Below are 7,221 nucleotides of genomic sequence, written 5' to 3'. Positions count from 1 at the left end.
AGATCCGCATCACCGATCCGGACGGCGCGGAGACGATCTTCGGGATCGACCAGCAGAGCCATTATATCCGCACGATGGAATTCGCGACCCCGCGCGGCTGGCACATGCGCGTCTATGACGATTTCTACCGGCTCGAGGACCCGGACTGGGTGCAGGCCGGAACGGTGACGCTCGCCTATAACGGCGTCGTCTCCAACACCGTCTATTGGACCGAGACGATCGTCAACGCGCCGATCGCGGACGATGTCTTCACTTATCCGGGCGGTGCGGACGAGTGATGGCGCAAGATCCGTCATTGCGAGGAGCCGCGCGGCGACGCGGCCATCCAGAGCCTCCAGCGCGCCGTCTGCCGCTCTGGATTGCTTCGCTACGCTCGCAATGACGGAAATCGAGAGGAGTCTGCAATGCCCGCCTATATGATCGTCACCGCCAAGATCGCCGACCGCGACGCCTTCATCCAGGGCTATGGCGCGGCCGCCGGGAAGCTCGTCGAACAGTTCGGCGGCCGATATGTGCTGCGCGGGCCGGGCGCGGAGCTGCTCGAGGGCGATTTCGGCGACGGGGCCTCGATGGTCATCTCCGAATGGCCCGACAAGGCCGCCGCCCGGGCCTTCTGGGACTCTCCCGAATATCGCGAGGTCAAGAAGCTGCGCGAGGGATGCGCGGACTGCCAGGTCCTGCTGATCGAGGCGGATTCGATCTCCGGCTGAGCTAGTCGGCTTCGGTCATTTCGGGCGGCTCGGCGAAGGGCCGGATGCCGAAATGCGGATAGATGTCGGCCGGGAAATAGACGGTCCCGTTGGCGACGACCATCGCGATCGCCTTGATCGCCGAAAGGTCGGTGGTCGGATCGCCGGGCACGAGGAAGAAATCGGCATATTTGCCGCCCTCGATCGACCCCAGATCCTCGTCCTGCCCCAGATATTCGGCCATGCCGAGCGTCGCCAGCCGCAGCACCTCCGGGGCGGTGTAACCGGCGCGCTCGAACAGTTCGAGCTCGCGGTGATAGGCGAAGGAGCCGCCCATATCGGTGCCCGGGACGATGAGGATGCCGCGTTCGCGCATCATCGATATCGTCCGCATCACCTGGTCGAAAGCGCCGCGATAGCGTTCGTCCGCGCCCTCCGCCGAGACGTCGGCCCAGGCCTCGCGCAGCTCGCGCTGCCGGCCGACCGGCATGTGATCGTAGATGTCCGCGAAGCTCGGCGAGATTTCGCCGTTGCGGCCGAGCAGCAGGCTCTCATGGATGGCGATCGTCGGATCGATGGCGATATTGTTCTGCGCCATCAGGCCGATCGTGTGCTGGACGGGCGCGCTGTCGAGATCGAGCGCGGGCAGCCGGTCGAGCGCGGTCAGGCGCAGCAGCGTGCGCGTATCCTCATGCGGTTCGAGCACCCAGCCCAGCATCACCTGGTTGATATGGGTGAGTTCGTCGAACCCGGCCGCGATCATCGCATCGGCGTTGGAAAAGGCGGGGACATGGCCGGCGACCCGGAGGCCCAGCCGGTGCGCCTCCTCGACGAGCCGCGGCGCCCAGTCCGGCGTCATCGAATTGTAGAGCTTCACCTGGTGGAATCCGCGCGCCGCATACCAGCGGACCTGTGCGAGCGCCTCCTCCTCGGTCTCGACGAGTTCGCCGGTCTGCGAGCTGAATTCGCTCAGCCCCTCGATAAAGCCGCTGCGCGTGATGCGCGGCCCGGCGATCGTGCCGTCGGCGATCCGCTCGATCAGCCCGTCGAGCACGGCATTCTCGTTGCCCATGTCGCGGACCGAGGTGACGCCCGCCGCGATGTTGAGCAGCGCGACATTCTGCGAGATATGGCCGTGCATCTCGTACATGCCCGGAACCAGCGTGCCACCCGCGCCGTCGATGATCGTCTCGCCCTCGGTCGCCGGCGCGTCGTTGGGCTGGACCGAGCTGATCCGGTCATTGTGCCAGACCACGGCGCGCGGGCCCGTGCGCGTCATCGTTTCCGGATCGAAGATATGGACGTTGCGGACCCGGACCGGGCCGTCGAAATTGCGCGCCGCCTCGGCCTGGATGCGGACGAAGCGGTCGGTCGATAGCTGCTGGGCGCGATCGCGCAGCGCTTCGTCGGCCGCCTCGTAACCGGCGCGGACGATCGCGAAGCGCGGGTTCGCGAAGGCGAACAGGCGGTTGTCGGCGTCGAGCGTCACATAGACGGGATTGAGATCGAGCCCTGAAATCTCGTAGGTGGTCGTCGCGATCGCGCCGTCGGGCCCGTCATAGCTGGCCGTGCCGCGTTCGGTCAGCGTCGCGGTGCCGCCGGGGAGCACGGCCATGCTGTTGTCGGCATCCGCGAGCAGCGCGCGGGCGAGCAGCGCCAGGCTCCACGGGCTGCCATTCTGGTCGATATAGAAGCGCGCATCGGCGATCGCCGCTTCACCCTCGCCGGTCGCGTCGCGCCAGCGGGCCCGGCCGTTCTCGCGTATGAACGTCTCGTCGACCAGATTGCCGAAGGTCGTCGCGCCCCCGATCTCCCAGCGCAGCGGATAGCCCTCGGCATCGAGCGTGATCGTCTCGGCGATGGTCGGGCCGCGCCCGTTATTCTTATAGTCATAGTCGATCGCGACCCGGTCCCCCTCCGCATCGACGCGCAGATGGCCGACATCGTTGCCGCCGGACAGGACGCGATATTCGCGCATCTCGGCGGCCGCCGGCGAAGCGAGAATGAGCGAGGCGAGCAGCAGTTTCTTGAGCATGGCCGGAAAGTCCCTGGTTCGAAATCGGAATCAACGCGATCGCGATAGCCTCCCGCTTCGCCCTCTGCAAACCGTCTTCGCCCATCGCAATTGGCAGTTGCGCTCCGCCGCCGCCTCGTGTTTGCACGCGCACGAACGGCAAAGGACGAACGATGAGCGAGATCGCGGACACCACCCCCGTCATTATCGGCGTCGGCCAGCATAGCGAGCGGCCCGACGACCCCGGCTACCGCGCGCTGTCGCCGATGGACCTGGGCGGCGCGGCGCTGTCCGCGGCGCTCGAAGACAGCGGCGCGACCGGCGATCTGGCCGCCGCGATCGACACGATCGCCGCGATCCGCCAGTTCGAGATTTCGGTGCCCGGCGCGGTCGCGCCGTTCGGCCGCTCGAACAATGCGCCGCGCTCCTACGGCCAGCGCGTCGGCGCGGATCCCGAACGCGCGATCCTCGAGATCGTCGGCGGGCAGGGGCCGCAGAAACTGGTCGGCGAATTCGCGGCGGATATCGCCGCGGGCCGGTCGGACGTCGCGGCGATTATCGGCTCGGAAGCGATCTCGACGGTGCTCACGCTGGGCAAGCGGGGCGAGAAACCCGACTGGTCGGAAGAGGTGGAGGGCAGCCTCGAGGATCGCGGCTTCGGGATGCGCGGGCTGCTCGATTCGACGCTGATCGCGCACGGGCTTGCCGCGCCGATCCCGCTCTACGCGCTGTTCGACAATGCCCGCCGGGCGGAGCGCGGGACCGGGCTCGACGCCTATCGCCGCGAGATCGGCGAACTGTTCGCGCCGTTCAGCGCGGTCGCGGCGCGGAACCCCCATGCCGCCGCGCCCGTCGCGCGGACGGCGGAGGAGCTGGCGACGGTGACGGAACGCAACCGGATCGTCGCCGAACCCTATACCCGGATGACGGTCGCGCGCGACCAGGTGAACCAGGCGGCGGCGATCCTGATCGCCTCGGCCGGCAGGGCCCGGGCGCTGGGCGTGCCCGAGGAACGGTGGGTGCATATCCATGCCGTCACCGACGCCAAGGAGCTGTCGGTGCTCGAACGGCCCGACATGGCGACCAGCCCGGCCTCGATCGCCTCGGTGCGCGCGGCGCTCGACATGGCCGGCGTCGAGATGGACGCGATGGACTATCTCGATCTCTACAGCTGTTTCGCGATCGCGGTCACCAATATCGCCGACGCGTTCGGCATCGCGGCCGACGATCCGCGCGGGCTGACCCTGACCGGCGGGCTGCCCTTTTTCGGCGGGGCGGGCAACAACTACTCGGCCCATGCGATCGCCGAGGCCGTCCGGAAACTGCGTGCGGACGGGGACGCCTATGCGCTGGTCGGCGCCAATGGCGGCTTCATGAGCAAATATGCGACCGGCATCTACTCGATGCGCCCCGCCGACTGGAGCGGCGATGCGCGCTTCCGGACGCTGCCCGACCAGACGGAGAAGCGCGACGTCCGCGACAGCCATACGGGCGAGGCGGTGGTCGACACCTATACGATCGTTCCGGGCAAGCAGGGGGCGGTCGCCGCGGTCGTCGCGCGCACCGGGGACGGCGCGCGGATCGTCGCCAATGTCGCGCCCGGCGATGCGGAGACGCTGGCGGTGCTGGAGGAAGGAGAGCCGTTCGGCCGGACGATCGCGGTGCGCTCCGAAGAGGGCGGCCGCAACATCTTCACCTTTGCTTAGATCGTCATTGCGAGCGCAGCGGGCCGAAGGCGACCGAAGGTCAACCAATCCAGAGCCGCATACGCATCACTTGCAGCTCTGGATTGCCGCGTCGCCTGACGGCTCCTCGCAATGACGGTAGGTAGATGTTGAGCTTGCGCCCTAGTCGAAATGCAGCTCGCGATAGCGGCCGCGATAATAGAGCAGCGGATCGAGATCGGCGTCGAAGCGCACGCGGATCACGCGGCCCAACAGGATCAGGTGATCGCCGCCGTCATATTCGGCGAATTTCGCGCATTCGAAATTGGCGAGCGAATCGGTGAGCATCGGGACGCCGGTCGACCAGGCTTCCCAGTCGGTCCCGTCGAACCGGTCGACGTCCGGCGTCGCGAAGCGCTGCGCGACCTCGAGCTGGCCGATATGGAGGACGTTGACGGCGAACGCCTCGGCGCGTGCGAACCAGGGCAGCTGGGTCGATTTGCGGTTGAGGCAGACGAGCAGCAGCTCGGGATCGAGCGAAACCGAGGTGAAGCTGTTGGCGGTCAGCCCGACCGGCGCATCGTCGCGGTCGAGCGTCGTCACCACCGTCACGCCCGTGCCGAAACAGCCCAGCGCGTCGCGCAGGGTGCGGCTGTCGGACCCGGAACGGAGATCGTGCGGAACGGCGGGCGGAACGTCGGACATGCGCCGGGCTATAGGCGGCCTGTTCGCGGACGCCAAGCGAGCGCCAACAACGAATTGGCCCGACCTTCGGCCTCGCCGCGTCCGATTTCCGTCCCCTGTTCTTCTTGCTAGGACGGCGGCCATGCACTTTCCGGTACAGCAATTCGCACAGGAGCATCCCGATGGCAGGCAAATGGTTCGACGAACTCGAAATGGGACAGACCTTCGACCATCCGATCCGGCGGACGATCACCGAGACCGACAATGTCCTCTTCACGACGATGACCCACAACCCGGCCCAGCTCCATCTCGACGAGGAATATTGCCGGACCGAAACCGAGTTCGGCACGCGGATCGTCAACAGCTGCTACACGCTGTCGCTGATGGTCGGCATTTCGGTCGGCGACACGACGCTGGGCACCGCGGTCGCCAATCTCGGCTGGGACGATGTGCGTTTCCCCAAGCCGCTCTTCCATGGCGACACGGTCCGGGTCGAGACCGAGGTCGTCGGGCTGCGCGAGAGCAAGTCCCGCCCCGACCAGGGCATCGTGACCTTCGAGCATCGCGCCTATAACCAGCATGGCGATCTCGTCGCGAGCTGCAAGCGCTCGGGTCTCCAGCGCAAGAAGCCGGCGGCCTAGCGCGTGGCGGCGGCGGCGGGCGCGGACGGCGCGGTCCCCGACCGTCGCTACCGGCACTATGCGCTCGGCGTCCTGACGGTCGTCTATTTCTTCAATTTCGCCGACCGGCAGGTGCTCGCCGTCCTGCTCGAGGACATCAAGCTCGAATTCGCGCTGAGCGATACCGAACTCGGCCTGCTTTCGGGCCTCGCCTTCGCGCTCTTCTATTCGACGCTCGGCATCCCGATCGCCCGGCTCGCCGACCGCGCGAACCGGGTGAAGATCGTCGCCGGGGCCTGCGCGGTCTGGAGCCTCGCCACCGCGGCCTGCGGGCTTGCCGCGAATTTCGTCCAGCTGCTGCTCGCGCGCATCGCGGTCGGCGTCGGCGAAGCGGGCTGCGCGCCGCCGACCCATGCGGTGCTCGCCGATTACTACCGCAAGAGCGAGCTCTCCCGCGCGCTCGGCATATTGACCGCCGCCGCACCGGCCGGGGCGATCGCCGGGGTGATACTGGGCGGGATCATCGCCGAGAGCTGGGGCTGGCGCTACGCCTTCATCGTCGTTGGCCTGCCGGGGCTGCTCGTCGCCGCGGTCGCCTTTTTCACCCTGCGCGAGCCCGAGCGCGGGCGGCTCAGCGAAACGCCGCCGAGCGGCGAGCGCCCGGCCTTTCTCGACACCGCCAAACGGCTGTTCGCCAACCGGGTTTTCCTGTTCGTCACGCTGGGCAACGCGTTCGCGGTGATGATGGCCTATGTCGTCGCCAACTGGGCGCCGCCGCTCTATCGCCGCGTGTTCGAGCTCGGCGCGGCCGAGGTCGGGCTCTATGCGGCGCTCGGCATCGTCATCGGCGGGCTGCCCGGCACCATCGCCGGCGGCATAATGAGCGACATGCTCGTCAGGCGCGATCCGCGCTGGCAGGGCTGGATGCCCGCGATCGGACTCGTGATCGCCTTTCCGCTGCTGCTGACCGCGCCGTTTTCGCCGACGGTGCTCGGCGCGGCGCTGGTCTTCGCGGCCGGCACCTTCTTCGCCAATCTGTGCCTCGGCCCGGCCGCCGCGCTGATCCAGACGGTCGCGCGGCCTGATGAGCGCGCGCTGGCCGCGTCGCTCTACATCTTCGTCGGCTCCGGGCTGGGGATCGGCGTCGGGCCGCTCGTCGTCGGCCTGCTCAGCGACGGCTTCGCGCCCGCCTATGGCACGGATTCGCTGCGCTACGCGATGGCCGCAACGAGCGTGCTGACGCTGATGGGCGCGGCGATGTTCCTGGCCGCGGCGCCGGCGCTGCGGCGCGGAGACGCGAGCGACTGACGCCGCGCCGGATTGTCTTCGCGGCGGTGCTGTTGCAGTTTGCGGCCCCGCCCCATCGAGGAGACGCCCATGCCGATCGACGCCACCCAGCCCTACGATCCCGACAATATCTTCGCCCGGATCCTGCGCGGCGAGATTCCCAACGATACGGTGTATGAGGACGAGCATGTCCTCGCCTTCCGGGACATCAACCCCCAGGCGCCGGTTCACGTCCTCGTCATCCCCAAGGGCGACTATGTGAG

At 67.8% G+C, this 7,221-nt stretch carries 8 protein-coding genes; 6 read left to right on the top strand and 2 right to left on the bottom strand.

Annotated elements, in window-relative coordinates:
• Together ACTS1X_RS13630 and ACTS1X_RS13625 are read left to right on the top strand one after the other, a co-directional pair.
• Positions 1-278, top strand: a 278-nt coding sequence (locus ACTS1X_RS13630) for a hypothetical protein (RefSeq protein ID WP_442614951.1), incomplete at its 5' end; no start/stop codon positions are given.
• A gap of 126 nt (positions 279-404) precedes the next feature.
• Entirely contained in the window at positions 405-710 is a 306-nt protein-coding gene (locus ACTS1X_RS13625) for a DUF1330 domain-containing protein (RefSeq protein ID WP_442614950.1), read from the top strand.
• Position 711: 1 nt separating this feature from the next.
• Here ACTS1X_RS13625 and ACTS1X_RS13620 read toward each other — a convergent pair whose 3' ends face one another.
• A complete protein-coding gene (locus ACTS1X_RS13620; RefSeq protein WP_442614949.1) occupies positions 712-2,724 on the bottom strand; it encodes an amidohydrolase family protein in 2,013 nt (670 codons plus the stop codon).
• 152 nt (positions 2,725-2,876) lie between these two features.
• On the opposite strand from ACTS1X_RS13620, the gene ACTS1X_RS13615 reads away from it, so the two are divergent.
• The gene (locus tag ACTS1X_RS13615; protein ID WP_442614948.1) at positions 2,877-4,409 is read left to right on the top strand and encodes an acetyl-CoA acetyltransferase; all 1,533 of its coding nucleotides are present in this window, start codon (positions 2,877-2,879) and stop codon (positions 4,407-4,409) included.
• Between the two features lie 141 nt (positions 4,410-4,550).
• Here the strand turns inward: ACTS1X_RS13615 and ACTS1X_RS13610 are convergent, their stop codons facing one another.
• A complete protein-coding gene (locus ACTS1X_RS13610) occupies positions 4,551-5,072 on the bottom strand; it encodes a flavin reductase family protein (protein ID WP_442614947.1) in 522 nt (173 codons plus the stop codon).
• A gap of 161 nt (positions 5,073-5,233) precedes the next feature.
• Between ACTS1X_RS13610 and ACTS1X_RS13605 the strand changes: the two genes are divergently transcribed.
• The 3 genes from ACTS1X_RS13605 to ACTS1X_RS13595 form a co-directional block, all read left to right on the top strand.
• Positions 5,234-5,692, top strand: a complete 459-nt coding sequence (locus ACTS1X_RS13605) for a MaoC family dehydratase (RefSeq protein WP_442614946.1) — start codon at positions 5,234-5,236, stop codon at positions 5,690-5,692.
• A gap of 3 nt (positions 5,693-5,695) precedes the next feature.
• Positions 5,696-6,979, top strand: coding sequence for a spinster family MFS transporter (locus ACTS1X_RS13600; RefSeq protein ID WP_442614945.1), 1,284 nt, complete (start codon positions 5,696-5,698; stop codon positions 6,977-6,979).
• A gap of 69 nt (positions 6,980-7,048) precedes the next feature.
• Positions 7,049-7,221 (top strand): HIT domain-containing protein (locus tag ACTS1X_RS13595; RefSeq protein ID WP_442614952.1); only part of this gene is annotated, 173 nt, incomplete at its 3' end.

It is taken from the genome of Parasphingopyxis sp. (genome assembly GCF_052168275.1).
Taxonomy (GTDB): domain Bacteria; phylum Pseudomonadota; class Alphaproteobacteria; order Sphingomonadales; family Sphingomonadaceae; genus Parasphingopyxis.
This window is presented reverse-complemented; position numbering and strand designations above follow the sequence as displayed.